Source organism: Bacillus sp. R86525 (assembly GCF_042466195.1).
Classification (GTDB): domain Bacteria; phylum Bacillota; class Bacilli; order Bacillales; family Bacillaceae_G; genus Bacillus_A; species Bacillus_A nitratireducens.
On the sequence record NZ_JAXHPX010000007.1, the window covers coordinates 1,403,622 to 1,416,673 of the forward strand.

The window sequence follows — 13,052 nt, forward strand, 5'->3', positions numbered from 1 at the left end:
TATTAAAAATGTATAAATTGGAAAAAATAAGTTTGATATAGAATGGAGGGTTAGTCATGAAGCGAGTTTTTGGAATACTTGTTTGTTTCATGTTATTGCTTTCTGGTACTTCAGTTAGTTTCGCACAATCTGAGAAAACGAAGCAGGAAAAAACAGAAGAAACCACGCCGAAGTTAGCGGAACAAGCGTCGTCAGCAATCGTAATTGAGCAAGATACAGGTAAAGTTTTATTTGATAAAAATCCGAATGAAAAGTTGCCACCAGCTAGTATGACAAAGATTATGACAATGCTATTAATTATGGAACAAGTTGAAAAAGGAAAACTAAAACTGACCGATAAAGTTAGAGCAAGTGAACACGCAGCTTCAATGGGTGGATCACAAATCTTTTTAGAACCTGGGGAAGAGATGACCGTAAATGAAATGCTAAAGGGCATTGCCATTGCATCTGGAAATGATGCATCTGTTGCAGTAGCTGAGCATATTGCTGGTTCAGAAGAAGGATTCGTAAATATGATGAACAAAAAAGCGAAAGATTTAGGACTGAAAAATACACATTTTCAGAACCCAACAGGTCTCCCGGCCAAAGATCATTATTCTACAGCAAATGATATGGCTATAATGGCGAGAGAATTGATGAAGTATCCACTTATTCGCAAATACACAGGTAAATATGAAGACTATTTACGTGAAGATACGGATAAGAAGTTTTGGCTTGTTAATACGAATAAGTTAGTACGTTTTTATCCTGGAGTAGATGGTGTGAAAACGGGCTTTACGACAGAAGCGAAATATTGTTTAACTGCATCAGCTGAAAAGAATGGAATGCGTGTCATTTCAGTTGTTATGGGAGCACCTACATCAAAAGAGCGGAACAATCAAGTAACGAAGCTGCTTGATTATGCATTTGGACAATATATGACAAAGAAATTGTATACACGTGGTGAAAAAATTAAGACTGTACAAGTAGGAAAAGGGAAAAAAGAAAAAGTAGATTTAGTTGCGTCAGATAACGTATCTCTTCTTATGAAGAAGGGCGAAAATATGGACAAAGTAAAACAAGAAGTAATCGCTGAAAAGAAAGTGAAGGCACCGATTAAAAAGGGTGACGCACTTGGCACACTTGTCATTAAAAAAGATAAAGAGGTTTTATTAAAACAAACCATTGTAGCGAAAGAAGATGTTGCTGCAGCGAGTTGGTGGGAGTTATTTAAAAGAAGTTTTGGGATGTTTTCAACATCAAAATAGCGGCAAAAATTTTGCCGTTTTTCTGTTCATATTTACTGGAATAATTGCTGAACGGTTTCACATTATGACGAAATAGTTCTTCTTTTGTCAGTAGGAAGGATTCTTATTTTATATCACGAAAATCTTATGTTAAAGAGTAAAGTTTGAGCATAAGGAGGAAATCGTGTGAGTCTTTCCATGCATTTAGAAGTAAAACGTGACGTCTTATGTGTGAGGCTGGAGGGTGAATTAGATCATCATACCGCTGAAGAGTTGCGAACGAAAGTAACAGATATGATTGAGACACATGGTGTTCATCATATTGTTTTGAGCCTAGAGAACTTATCATTTATGGATAGTTCTGGTTTAGGTGTTATATTAGGCCGATATAAACATGTAAAAGGATTAGGTGGAGAGATGGTTGTTTGTGCAATTTCACCGCCTGTTAAACGTTTATTTGAAATGTCAGGTCTATTCAAAATTGTTCGTTTAGAAGAAAGTGAAGCGCATGCGCTCGCGACGTTGGGGGTGGCATAGATGAGAAATGAAATGAACCTTCAATTTTCAGCGTTAAGTCAGAATGAATCATTTGCTCGTGTTACGGTAGCTGCTTTTATTGCGCAATTAGACCCGACGATGGAAGAACTAACAGAGATTAAAACAGTTGTGTCAGAAGCGGTTACAAATGCAATTATTCATGGGTATGAAGGAAATGCAGAAGGTGTTGTTTATATTTCAGTGATTTTGGAAGAAGCGATGGTGAAACTCACGATTCGAGATGAAGGGATTGGTATCTTTAACTTAGATGAAGCAAGACAACCCCTTTTTACAACTAAACCTGAATTAGAGCGTTCCGGAATGGGATTTACTATCATGGAAAACTTTATGGATGAAGTAGAAGTTATTTCAAACGAATCTTTCGGGACAACAATCCATTTGACAAAATACTTATCAAATAGTAACGCTCTATGCAATTAAGGAGAATAGCCAATGGACATAGAGGTCAAAAATGAGAAGAAGAAACCTCAGTTAAAGGACCACGAGCTAAAAGCGTTAATTCAAAAAAGTCAAGATGGAGATCAACAAGCGAGAGATACAATCGTTCAAAGTAATATGCGTCTCGTATGGTCGGTTGTACAGCGGTTTCTTAATCGAGGATATGAACCAGACGATTTATTTCAAATTGGATGTATTGGACTCTTAAAATCGGTAGATAAATTTGATTTATCTTTCGACGTGAAATTTTCAACATATGCAGTTCCAATGATTATTGGTGAAATACAACGATTTTTACGTGACGATGGATCAGTGAAAGTAAGCAGATCCTTAAAAGAAACAGGAAACAAAGTCCGAAAGATGAGAGACGAGCTTTCGAAGGAATTTGGAAGGGCTCCAACGATTAATGAGGTAGCAGAGGCTCTTGAACTAACGCCGGAAGAAGTTGTTCTGGCGCAAGAAGCGAGTCGTGCTCCTTCGTCGATACATGAAACTGTGTATGAAAACGATGGAGATCCAATTACTATTTTAGATCAAATTGCAGATCAATCGGAAACGAAATGGTTTGATAAAATTGCTTTAAAAGAAGCAATTAGAGAATTGGATGAACGAGAACGGCTAATTGTGTATTTGCGCTATTATAAAGACCAAACCCAATCAGAAGTAGCGGAGCGCATAGGCATTTCGCAAGTACAAGTTTCCAGACTTGAAAAGAAAATATTAAAACAGATGAAAGATCGAATAGATGAATAGCTATCTATTCGATTTTTTTTATTGTCACGAAAAGGAGAAGATTCCAACTATCATTAAAAAATTTACAGAATTTATTGATAATTTAGTTAATTTAAACTATAATCCAAGTATGAACTTGTCACAAAGGGGGAAGGAAACATGGAAACGAGGCAACAATGGGGAACGAGGGCTGGATTTATTTTTGCAGCAATCGGTTCCGCTGTTGGACTAGGGAATATATGGCGTTTTCCTTATACAGCGTATGAAAACGGGGGAGGCGCATTCTTTTTACCGTACTTATTTGCATTATTAACGACTGGTATTTCATTGTTAGCTTTCGAGTTTGCTCTTGGGCATCGTCATCGTGGTTCGGCGCCACTTACATTCTTCCGTATTCATCGACGTGCTGAATTTATTGGATGGTGGCAAATGTGTGTGACATTTATCGTTTCAACATATTATGCAGTAATTATTGCTTGGTCTATTTCGTATACGTACTTTGCAATTACTGGAGCATGGGGGAAAGACACGCAATCATTTTTATTTAAAGAATATTTACATGTTGCAGATAAGCCAGGACAATTCGGGGGGCTCGTACCAGAAGTATTAATTCCGTTAGCTCTCGTTTGGATTATTGTGCTTGGTGTTGCATTTAAAGGAGTTAAAAAAGGAATCGAAGTTGTTAACCGCATTTTTATTCCTTTACTAGTTGTTATGTTCCTTATTATCGTTGTTCGTGCAGTGACGATGGAAGGTGCGATGCAGGGGTTAGATGCATTCTTTAAACCAGATTGGAGTCGTATTTTTGATGGAAAGGTATGGCTTGCTGCTTACGGTCAAATTTTCTTTAGTTTATCTTTAGCATTCGGAATTATGATTACGTACTCTAGTTATTTACCGAAAAACTCAGATACAACAAATAATGCTTTTATTACTGGATTTGCAAATTCAGGATTTGAATTATTAGCAGGTATTGGGGTCTTTGCAGCGCTTGGATTTATGGCGAATAACATGGGGGTACCGGTTGATAAAGTAGCTAGTGCTGGTGTGGGACTTGCGTTCGTAGTATTCCCGCAAATTATTAATGAGCTACCGATGTCGCCGTTATTTGGAGTATTATTTTTCTTATCTTTAACCGTTGCTGGAATTACATCACTCATTTCACTTGCGGAAGTATGTTTTGCTGCTGTATCGGAAAAATTCAGCTTGAGTCGTCCAAAGACGATTGGAATTATGGGAACACTTCTCGTGTTAGTTTCTCTTGTTTTTGCAACGCGTGGTGGACTTATGTTCTTAGACGTTGTTGATTATTTCGCTAACAATTTTGGGTTGATTACAATTGCACTAGCTGAAGTAGTTGCAATAGGTCTTATCTTGCGCCGTTTGCCAGTTTATCAAAATCATGCAAACTTTGTATCGGATATTAAGTTAGGGACGTTTTGGAGAGTGAGCTTACTCGTTATTACTCCACTTATGTTAGGGTATATGTTAATTGATGGCACAATCCAAAACATTAAAAAGAACTACGGAGATTATCCAACGGAGTTTGTTGTAACGTATGGTTGGTCAATTGCAGCAGCATTTCTTATAGTTGCACTAGTCATTAGTCTGAAGAAATGGAATGCACAAATACATTCAGACTCTGCCCAGCTTGAAAAAGAATGGAAGGACCGAGGTGTTTCATGATGAGCGGATCAGCGATTATGATGATGGTTATAGGTATGGTAGTCATTTGGGGAGGGCTCGCATTAAGTATTGCAAATTTATTTAAGAAAAAGGCGTAGCTGAAAAACATCTGTACCGAAACGGTACAGATGTTTTTTTTATGAAAAAATTGTATTAGAAAAAATTCCAATAACCATACTACAACTACGAGGAAGAGTAAGGGGTGAATGGAAATTGGAGCAAACGATTTATATTAAAATGCGCAATCGCTTAAAAGTGTCTCCTACGTATGAAGTAAAGCTGAGCGATGTTGCTCAACTTGCCGGAGATTCTTTGGTAGTTGAGTCGTTACAAAATGAGATAATTTACAAAATAACAGCGCATGATAAAACACATGTTGTAATTGATGTTATGAAAGTGATAGAGATTGTTCAACAAAAAGCGGCTCACTTACAAATTAATTTACTTGGTTCTGGACAAACTCTTGTTGAAATTATATATGAAAAAAAGAAAGTGCATCCGGTTTTCTTCGGACTTGTATGGTTGTTACTCTTCATTGGAGCAGCACTTGCAATTATTTATTTTCATGAAGATGTAAGTATGCAACAAGTACACCAACGGTTATATTACATGATTACTGGAGAATTTAAGGCGCAACCACTTTTATTTCAAATTCCTTATTCATTAGGTCTTGGAGTAGGTATGGTTTTATTTTTTAATCATGTATTTCAAAAGCGAATTAATGAAGAGCCGAGCCCGCTGGAAGTTGAGATGTTTCAATATCAACAGTCGCTTGATCAATATGTAATTGTTCATGAAAACAAGGATAATATGAAACAGCTTACCGATGATTGAGTCTGGATTCGTGATTTTAATTGGTTTAGCTGGGGGGATTGCTGTAGGTAGCGGATATGTTGCGTTTTTAGCTGTACTTGGTATAATCCCTCGTTTAGCTCAATTAACGAGAAGTGGAAAGCATATTCAATATTTTGAGTGGGCAGTCATTGCAGGTACTTTAATAGGGGCTTGGTGTAGTTTAAAGAATATTACATTTCAAACGTCGCAATATTGGCTCGTAATATTAGGGTTATTTTGTGGCACATTCATTGGAATGCTAGCTGCGGCGTTAACGGAAGTTTTAAACGTTTTACCTATTTTAGCGAAACGGGTAGGGGTAGAGGGGAAAATTATTATTTTACTCGTTGCTCTTGTACTTGGAAAAGTAATAGGCTCATTGTTTCACTGGATTTATTTCGTAAAGTAGGAGGCAATATATATATGGCAGGGCGGAAACTGAAAGATGATTACATAAATAAAGTGAAAGAGTACCATCCAAAACCGAACTATTTACTAAATTGTGTGAAGGCATTTCTTGTTGGGGGATTCATTTGTACCGTCGGAGAAGTATTGATGAAATTTTATATACATTACTTTCACTTTAGTGAGCAAGAGGCAGGAAACCCTACAGTTGCAACGCTCGTTTTATTATCAGCGATTTTAACAGGATGTGGTGTTTATGATAAAATCGGGCAGTTTTCTGGAGCGGGATCAGCAGTACCAGTGACTGGATTTGCGAATTCTATGGCAAGTGCGGCGCTAGAACATAGGAGTGAAGGGATTGTTCTAGGAATCGCTACAAACATGTTTAAGCTTGCAGGGAGCGTCATTGTGTTTGGAGTCGTCGGTGCATATATTATCGGATTAATAAGATATACATTTCAAATTTTAATGTCTTAAAGGAGGGATAGGTATGAGATTGACAGGAAAACAAACGTGGGTATTTCAAAATGATATCTTCGTGAATGCAACTGGTACCGCTGTCGGTCCGAAAGAAGCTGAAGGCCCTCTTGGAAAGGATTTTGATATTTCATATTCAGACTTACATTGTGGAGAGGAAAACTGGGAACTTGCTGAACGAAGGTTAATGTCAGACTCGATTCAACAAGCATTGCAAAAAGGAAATATAAAACCATCACAAATTGATTTCTTTTTAGCAGGTGATTTATTAAACCAAACAGTGACAGCAAATTATGTTGCTCGAGATTGTGGTATTCCTTTTTTAGGGATGTTCAGTGCTTGTGCGACGTCAATGGAAACTTTGGCGGTGGGATCAGCATTTATAGATGGTGGATTTGCGAATCGTGTCTTAGCGACAGTAAGTAGTCATAATGCGACGGCTGAAAAACAATTTCGTAATCCAACAGAGTACGGAGGACAAAAGCCTGGGACAGCAAACTCGACTGTTACCGGAGCAGGATCCATATTAATTAGTAATGAAGAAAGTGCAATTAAAATAACAGCAGCAACAATCGGAACAGTACAAGATTTAGGAATTGCTAATCCTTTAGATATGGGATCGGCAATGGCGCCAGCTGCTGCTCATACAATTCAACAGCATTTTGAAGATTTAAGAAGAAGTACCGCTGATTATGACCTTATTGTTACTGGTGATTTATCGGCTGTGGGGACACCAATTGCGAAACAACTTTTACTTGAGGAAGGGTATGATCTTGGGCATATATACAACGATTGTGGATTAATGATTTACAGTTCAAATCAAGAAGAAGTGTTTGCAGGTGGTAGTGGTTGTGCTTGTTCAGCTGTTGTAACATACGGCCATTTATTGCGTGAAATGCAAAAAGGGAACTTACAACGAATTTTTGTCGTTGCAACTGGAGCTTTATTAAGCCCGATGATGATGCAGCAGAAGGAAACGATTCCAACGATTGCGCATGGTGTTGTGTTTGAAAGAGTTAAAGGAGAGTGAATTGTGGATTTTATATATGCATTTCTTGTAGGAGGAGCTATTTGTGTCATTGGACAAGTGTTGCTAGATTTTGCAAAGTTAACACCGGCACATTTAATGGCAACTTTTGTAGTCGCCGGAGCTATTTTAGATGGATTCGGATTGTATGATAAGCTTATAAAATTTGCAGGTGCTGGGGCAACGGTCCCTATTACAAGTTTTGGACATTCACTATTGCACGGGGCAATGCATGCGGCAGAAAAACATGGATATTTAGGGATTGGAATCGGTATGTTTAGCTTAACGTCAGCGGGGATTTCAGCGGCGATATTATTTTCATTTTTTATTGCACTTATATGTAAACCGAAAGGATAAATCAAATGAGACGAAGGGTTGTTTTGGTCACAGATGGAGATGAATATGCAAAGCGGACAATTGAGCTTTTAACAAAGGAATTTGGGGGAAGGTGTATTTCAGCATCACAAAGTAATCCGACCAAATTGACAGGGAAGAAAGTTGTTGAGCTTATTATGCAAACGCCATATGACCCTGTATTTGTCATGTTTGATGACAGCGGATTTATAGGAGAAGGATCTGGTGAAAAGGCGTTAAAATATGTAGCAACTCATAAACAAATTGATGTACTTGGTATTTTAGCAGTAGCGTCTAATACACATCATTGGGAATGGGCGCGTGTAGATGTAAGTGTAGATCGGAATGGTAATTTGACAGAATACGGTGTTGATAAATTTGGCCTTCCAGATGGTGAAATCGGCCGGATTAGTGGAGATACGATTTATTGTTTAGATGATCTGAACGTCCCTGTCATTGTCGGGGTAGGTGATATTGGTAAGATGTGTGGAAATGATGAATGGGAGAGAGGATCACCTATTACTAGAAAAGCGATTCAATTAATTTTGGAAAGGAGTGGGTTTTATGACGAAGCCTAAAAAAGTGAATATCCCGATTTCATCTTTTTTAAGTGATAATGAAAATTACTTAAAGCAAACAGTTGGACTAGGTGTTACATACGATGTTGGGATTCGTAAATTTCAAATTTTAAATAAAGAAATCGGTGTGTTATTTGTAAATGGACTTTGTGATACAAATTATATTATCCCTATTTTAGAAGAAGCGGTGGATACGAATGAAATAAGGGATGTAGAAGAAGATACAGTGAAGCTTTTAGAGAATCGTTTAATTCATCAACAAGTAAGTAAAGTGAAAACGATGGACGAGGTAATGCTTCAAGTATTATCAGGACTCATTATTATATTTGTGGAAGGTGAAACGGAAGCTTTCGCAATAGATGTTCGTAGTTATCCGTGCGGACACCGACAGAACCAGATACAGAAAAGGTAGTACGTGGTGCAAGGGATGGCTTTGTTGAAAATATCGTTGTAAATACAGCTTTAATTCGTAGAAGGATACGCGACCCGCGTCTTCGAAATGAAATGGTTCGAGTAGGGGATAGATCGCAAACGGATATTTGTATTACATATGTACAAGATGTTGCAAATCCGGATTTAGTGAAAATTATAAAACAAGAATTAAAAAATATTGAAGTAGATGGGATTACGATGGCGGATAAAACGGTAGAAGAATTTGTAGTCAAACAAGGTTATAATCCATTCCCGCTTATTCGATATACAGAAAGACCAGATGTAGCAGCAAATCATCTGTTAGAAGGACATGTGTTAGTACTTGTTGATACATCACCAAGTGCCATGATCACTCCAACAACATATTTCCACCATTTACAGCATGCAGAAGAGTTTAGACAAAATCCAGCTGTAGGTACATTTTTACGTTGGGTACGTTTTTTAGGTGTTATATTTTCGCTGTTCTTGTTGCCGTTTTGGTTAGTTTTTGTATTTGATCCAACTCTTTTACCGGAAAAGCTTGCTTTTATTGGACCAAACAAGATGACGCATTTACCGATTTTATTACAAATTTTGATGGCGGAAGTCGGACTCGAATTTTTAAGGATGGCTGCCATTCATACGCCGACATCACTGTCGTCGGCAGCAGGATTAATTTCAGCTATATTAATTGGTCAAATTGCAATTGATGTAGGTTTATTTGTACCAGAAGTTATTTTGTATGTAGCGGTTTCTATGATTGGATCATTTGCAACTCCGAGTTATGAGCTTGGACTTGGAAATAAGGTCGGCAAATTATTTGTCATTATTTTAACCGGCATCTTTCATGAGATGGGATTTGTAATCGGGATGACGATGTTGATTTTATTTTTAGCGTCTATAAAAAGCTTACAAACACCGTATTTATGGCCGTTTTTACCGTTTGATTGGGGCGCGTTAACGAAAATTTTACTCCGTCCAACTATGTCTAGTTTAAAAGTGCGTCCTAGTATTGTACGACCTCAAAATGTAAGAAGACAAAAATAAACGGGATTATGCTCCCGTTTATTTTTTTATTGAAAATTTATTTTTTTTTAACAAAAACCAAACATTTTTTGTGTACACTTAGAGTAGATATTGTGTATGAGAGGGGAAGAGGACATGATTAAATTATTTGTAAGTGATTTGGATGACACGCTCGTTTACAATGTGAATGATATGCAAAAAGAAGATGAACGTGCACTTTGTTGGCTGGCTGAAAAAGGGACAAATATTTGTTTTGCCTCTGGCCGCTTTACTCACCGAATTGATGAAGTCGTAAAAAGGTTTTCATTCCCGTATTATACAACTGGTTTAAATGGGGCGACAATGTTACTACCAAATGGAAAAATATTTCATGAATCAAGTTTTGAAGATAGAGTTGCCCAGGAAATATATCGATATATACATAACAAGGGACTAGCAGATATTGTTTGTGCAAATGAGCAGCGATATACAAAAAGAAAGAATGAAAATCATCATACTTTTGAAGAGTATATGGGAGTGCATATTGCTGAAATTGAAGCATTAGAAGAGGAATTTGGGAAAACTGTACATCCAGCAAAATTATTTGTTTTTGGTGAAGAAGAAAAAATTGTAGCATTAGATCAAGAGTTGCGAGATACATTTCATAGCGAAGCGGAAGTTTTTATATCGGGTAAGCGCTATGTTGACATTATGCCAAGAGGTGTAAGTAAAGGAAGCGCTCTGAAGCGATTAATGGAACATTTGCAAATTGAAGCAAATGAAGTTGCGTGTATTGGAGATTCTTTCAATGATATTTCTATGTTTGAAGTAACCCCGCACTCCTTCACCCTCCATCATGCTCATCCGTATGTGAAGGAGAAAGCAAATCATGTTGTTCGTTCTGTTGAAGAAGCTGTTATGAAATTACCGTTGCTTGTATAAAAAAAGAAGCTCGTCACTGACGAGCTTCTTTTTTACTTGAATAAAGATTTAACGAAATCAATGATACTAGAGAAGAAATCTTTAACTTTATCTAGGAAACTTTGCCCTTCTTCAGATCCTAAAAAGGCAGAGACATGTTCTTTTGCTTTATTTAATTGACTACCAACTTGGTTCCAATCAATATTAAGATTTTTCATTTTATCAAATAACGCTACTAAGTTATCTAACTGTTCATCTGTCAATGTTATGCCGAGTTGATCAGCAATTTTTTTAATTAATGTACGTAAATCTTCAGTTGTTTTTGGCTGTTCTTTTGCAATTTCTTCTTTAATTTTTGCAACAAGTTGAACTGCTTTTTCTTCGCCGATTTTATCACCAAGCTGGGCTGTTTGTACCATTTCTTCATTGGCTACTTTTTTTACTTCTTCAGGAATGGCTTTGTTTGATGTTGTTTCATAGGCCTTCATTAAACCTGTTAAAGCAGCAGTTCCTGAAACTTTAAATGGTGCAGTAATTTGAATCTCTGCATCTTTCACACCTGCTGTAATAAGTGCATTTGTGTACATTGCATCTGTTATCGAATTAATATTTTTTGAGCGTACAATGAGACCCGACCCTGGTTTTGTGTATGTAATCATAGAAGAGGAAATAGCTCTCGTACCAATTTGCGCTTTTGGAACGATGCCCTCTAGAAATTTATGTTCTTCCGCATTAGATACAGTAATAATTTGTGCATCTTTTGGTGCTTTCATTTCTTTCAAAAGATCTTGTTTCTGTTGTTCAGATAAGTTTTCTCCTAGTGTAACAATTGATTCTCCCTCAATGATGTCTGCAAATGAAGCTGTTGGCATAATAAATACGGCTACAGCTAATAGCAGAGCTAGTAATTTCGTTTTCACGAAAAATCGCTCCCTTTCTCTTTCTTAAATTTTCGGGCAACACAGTTATTATAGTATATTTTTCTTATTTGTCACCTAGCTTCTTCCACATTTCAAAAAAGAAGTATGTAGATTGTCGGATTCTTTTTGTTTCTCGTCATGAATATGGTAATATAGTGCTGAGATAGTTGAAAGGAGACATATACGTATGAAAACTTTAGGATACATATTAATGGAAAATGGTGAAAAAATCGATTTAGAATTTTTCCCAGAAGAGGCACCGAAAACAGTAGAAAACTTTAAAAAATTAGCAGAGCAAGGATTTTATGATGGTGTGACATTCCACCGCGTTATTCCTGGCTTCGTAAGCCAAGGTGGAGATCCAACAGGAACAGGAGCAGGTGGCCCAGGTTACTCTATCCCATGTGAAACTGATGGAAATCCTCATAGACATCTTGTTGGCTCACTTTCTATGGCACATGCTGGCCGTAACACAGGTGGTAGCCAATTCTTTGTTGTTCATGAGCCACAACCGCATTTAGATGGTGTACATACTGTATTCGGTAAAGCAACAAGCGGTATTGAAACAGTATTAAACATGCGTCAAGGCGATGTAATGAAAGAAGTTAAAGTTTGGGAAGAATAAGTTACGAGAAAAAGAGAGCGATTTTGCTCTCTTTTTTTATTTCGTATGAACAGTAATTGGTATATATTTCGAAATATATGATGCAAATAGGACGGCTACTAACGTTAAAATATATTGTTCATGAGAACACAATTTTAACAAAATACATAGAATGGAGTACCGATTATATGCTTCAATAAATGGATTTCTCTTAACATATTGTTTTTGATAGAACTATTTTGTTCAAAAGTGATTAATAATCAAAATGTGATGAGCAGGGGCATTCTCCTTTTAGTTTCTATACAGTATTGTCTCTTTTCTGAGCGGTATAATAGAAAAAAATAGCGTGGAAACATATATTTGACTTTCTTCTTAACGCTTTGTATGATTATCAAGTTGTTTCAGCCTCTTCTCACTCTGGTAAAAATATTGTAGAATGAATGTGATATGAAAAGAGTGACTGAGGGGATAAATAGTTTGTAACTTTTGTAAGAAGGGATAAGGGTTATGTTAATTCGTTTTAAAAAAAGTTATGAAAAAATTGCAATGGGGCTTCTTTCATTTATGCCAACTGAAAAAGATGTGAAAACATTACAATTGACAATGAAAGAGTATGAGGCGAAAGAAGATTGGCAATTGTATTTGTGGAAACAAAATGAAGATTTTGTTGGGATAATGGGGATTATAAAAAAAGAAGATCAGGTATTGGAAATTCAGCATTTGAGCGTGAATCCGTCTCACCGTCATATGGGTATTGGGACGAAGATGGTTCAAGAGCTTAAGAGTAAATTTCTTGAGTTTACAATTTGCGGAAATGAGCAAACAGCAAGTTTTTGCAAAAAGTGTAAAGAGCTTGAACAAAATATACATTCATGA

16 protein-coding genes and 1 pseudogene are annotated in these 13,052 nt (G+C 36.8%); 16 read left to right on the forward strand and 1 reads right to left on the reverse strand.

The annotated features are described in order from the left end of the window. The first annotated feature begins 56 nt into the window (after nucleotides 1–56). From dacF to SJY24_RS09945, 14 genes and pseudogenes are all read left to right on the forward strand, one after another. The gene (dacF, locus tag SJY24_RS09880; protein ID WP_377864534.1) at nucleotides 57–1,247 is read left to right on the forward strand and encodes a serine-type D-Ala-D-Ala carboxypeptidase DacF; all 1,191 of its coding nucleotides are present in this window, start codon (nucleotides 57–59) and stop codon (nucleotides 1,245–1,247) included. Nucleotides 1,248–1,412: 165 nt separating this feature from the next. Next, on the forward strand, nucleotides 1,413–1,763 hold the full coding sequence (gene spoIIAA, locus SJY24_RS09885; RefSeq protein ID WP_000059128.1) for an anti-sigma F factor antagonist: 351 nt from the start codon (nucleotides 1,413–1,415) through the stop codon (nucleotides 1,761–1,763). After that, nucleotides 1,764–2,204 (forward strand): anti-sigma F factor, encoded by a 441-nt coding sequence (gene spoIIAB / locus SJY24_RS09890; protein ID WP_001243400.1) that lies wholly within the window; start codon nucleotides 1,764–1,766, stop codon nucleotides 2,202–2,204. Nucleotides 2,205–2,216: 12 nt separating this feature from the next. Further along, nucleotides 2,217–2,975, forward strand: a complete 759-nt coding sequence (gene sigF, locus SJY24_RS09895; RefSeq protein ID WP_000350730.1) for an RNA polymerase sporulation sigma factor SigF — start codon at nucleotides 2,217–2,219, stop codon at nucleotides 2,973–2,975. A 138-nt stretch (nucleotides 2,976–3,113) separates the two neighbouring features. After that, nucleotides 3,114–4,640, forward strand: coding sequence for a sodium-dependent transporter (locus tag SJY24_RS09900; RefSeq protein WP_377864535.1), 1,527 nt, complete (start codon nucleotides 3,114–3,116; stop codon nucleotides 4,638–4,640). Beyond that, nucleotides 4,640–4,738 (forward strand): methionine/alanine import family NSS transporter small subunit, encoded by a 99-nt coding sequence (locus SJY24_RS09905; protein WP_000016829.1) that lies wholly within the window; start codon nucleotides 4,640–4,642, stop codon nucleotides 4,736–4,738. Before SJY24_RS09900 ends, SJY24_RS09905 begins: the two co-directional genes overlap by 1 nt. 115 nt (nucleotides 4,739–4,853) lie before the next feature. Then, a complete protein-coding gene (locus SJY24_RS09910; protein ID WP_000438373.1) occupies nucleotides 4,854–5,474 on the forward strand; it encodes a stage V sporulation protein AA in 621 nt (206 codons plus the stop codon). Then, nucleotides 5,467–5,883 (forward strand): stage V sporulation protein SpoVAB, encoded by a 417-nt coding sequence (spoVAB, locus tag SJY24_RS09915; RefSeq protein ID WP_377864536.1) that lies wholly within the window; start codon nucleotides 5,467–5,469, stop codon nucleotides 5,881–5,883. The genes SJY24_RS09910 and spoVAB overlap by 8 nt, the downstream gene beginning before the upstream one ends. Before the next feature lie 14 nt (nucleotides 5,884–5,897). Further along, on the forward strand, nucleotides 5,898–6,356 hold the full coding sequence (spoVAC, locus tag SJY24_RS09920) for a stage V sporulation protein AC (protein WP_000918879.1): 459 nt from the start codon (nucleotides 5,898–5,900) through the stop codon (nucleotides 6,354–6,356). Nucleotides 6,357–6,369: 13 nt separating this feature from the next. Then, nucleotides 6,370–7,386, forward strand: a complete 1,017-nt coding sequence (gene spoVAD, locus SJY24_RS09925; RefSeq protein WP_377864537.1) for a stage V sporulation protein AD — start codon at nucleotides 6,370–6,372, stop codon at nucleotides 7,384–7,386. Between the two features lie 3 nt (nucleotides 7,387–7,389). Continuing rightward, nucleotides 7,390–7,740, forward strand: coding sequence for a stage V sporulation protein AE (spoVAE, locus tag SJY24_RS09930; protein WP_088292599.1), 351 nt, complete (start codon nucleotides 7,390–7,392; stop codon nucleotides 7,738–7,740). A 5-nt stretch (nucleotides 7,741–7,745) separates the two neighbouring features. Next, nucleotides 7,746–8,315, forward strand: a complete 570-nt coding sequence (spoVAEA, locus tag SJY24_RS09935) for a stage V sporulation protein SpoVABEA (protein WP_001254416.1) — start codon at nucleotides 7,746–7,748, stop codon at nucleotides 8,313–8,315. Then, nucleotides 8,302–9,773, forward strand: a pseudogene (gene spoVAF, locus SJY24_RS09940) (spore germination protein SpoVAF). Before spoVAEA ends, spoVAF begins: the two are co-directional and overlap by 14 nt. Nucleotides 9,774–9,869: 96 nt before the next feature. Further along, nucleotides 9,870–10,673, forward strand: a complete 804-nt coding sequence (locus SJY24_RS09945; protein WP_377864538.1) for a Cof-type HAD-IIB family hydrolase — start codon at nucleotides 9,870–9,872, stop codon at nucleotides 10,671–10,673. Nucleotides 10,674–10,705: 32 nt separating this feature from the next. On the opposite strand, the gene SJY24_RS09950 is transcribed toward SJY24_RS09945, so the two are convergent. After that, nucleotides 10,706–11,572, reverse strand: a complete 867-nt coding sequence (locus tag SJY24_RS09950; RefSeq protein ID WP_328021209.1) for a DUF1002 domain-containing protein — start codon at nucleotides 11,570–11,572, stop codon at nucleotides 10,706–10,708. Nucleotides 11,573–11,759: 187 nt separating this feature from the next. Between SJY24_RS09950 and SJY24_RS09955 the strand changes: the two genes are divergently transcribed. Together SJY24_RS09955 and ribT are read left to right on the forward strand one after the other, a co-directional pair. Then, on the forward strand, nucleotides 11,760–12,197 hold the full coding sequence (locus tag SJY24_RS09955; protein ID WP_000853785.1) for a peptidylprolyl isomerase: 438 nt from the start codon (nucleotides 11,760–11,762) through the stop codon (nucleotides 12,195–12,197). Between the two features lie 486 nt (nucleotides 12,198–12,683). Continuing rightward, nucleotides 12,684–13,052 carry a GNAT family N-acetyltransferase RibT gene (ribT, locus tag SJY24_RS09960; protein ID WP_000908403.1) on the forward strand — a complete coding sequence of 123 codons (369 nt, stop codon included), beginning with the start codon at nucleotides 12,684–12,686 and terminating at the stop codon, nucleotides 13,050–13,052.

Bases quoted from the DNA above. Each gene is read 5' to 3' on its own strand.
- dacF (WP_377864534.1), top strand. From the start codon at position 57: ATGAAGCGAGTTTTTGGAATACTTGTTTGTTTCATGTTATTGCTTTCT.
- ribT (WP_000908403.1), top strand. From the start codon at position 12,684: ATGTTAATTCGTTTTAAAAAAAGTTATGAAAAAATTGCAATGGGGCTT.
- spoIIAB (WP_001243400.1), top strand. From the start codon at position 1,764: ATGAGAAATGAAATGAACCTTCAATTTTCAGCGTTAAGTCAGAATGAA.
- spoVAC (WP_000918879.1), top strand. From the start codon at position 5,898: ATGGCAGGGCGGAAACTGAAAGATGATTACATAAATAAAGTGAAAGAG.
- spoVAB (WP_377864536.1), top strand. From the start codon at position 5,467: ATGATTGAGTCTGGATTCGTGATTTTAATTGGTTTAGCTGGGGGGATT.
- SJY24_RS09955 (WP_000853785.1), top strand. From the start codon at position 11,760: ATGAAAACTTTAGGATACATATTAATGGAAAATGGTGAAAAAATCGAT.
- sigF (WP_000350730.1), top strand. From the start codon at position 2,217: ATGGACATAGAGGTCAAAAATGAGAAGAAGAAACCTCAGTTAAAGGAC.
- SJY24_RS09905 (WP_000016829.1), top strand. From the start codon at position 4,640: ATGAGCGGATCAGCGATTATGATGATGGTTATAGGTATGGTAGTCATT.
- spoVAEA (WP_001254416.1), top strand. From the start codon at position 7,746: ATGAGACGAAGGGTTGTTTTGGTCACAGATGGAGATGAATATGCAAAG.
- SJY24_RS09945 (WP_377864538.1), top strand. From the start codon at position 9,870: ATGAGAGGGGAAGAGGACATGATTAAATTATTTGTAAGTGATTTGGAT.
- SJY24_RS09900 (WP_377864535.1), top strand. From the start codon at position 3,114: ATGGAAACGAGGCAACAATGGGGAACGAGGGCTGGATTTATTTTTGCA.
- spoVAD (WP_377864537.1), top strand. From the start codon at position 6,370: ATGAGATTGACAGGAAAACAAACGTGGGTATTTCAAAATGATATCTTC.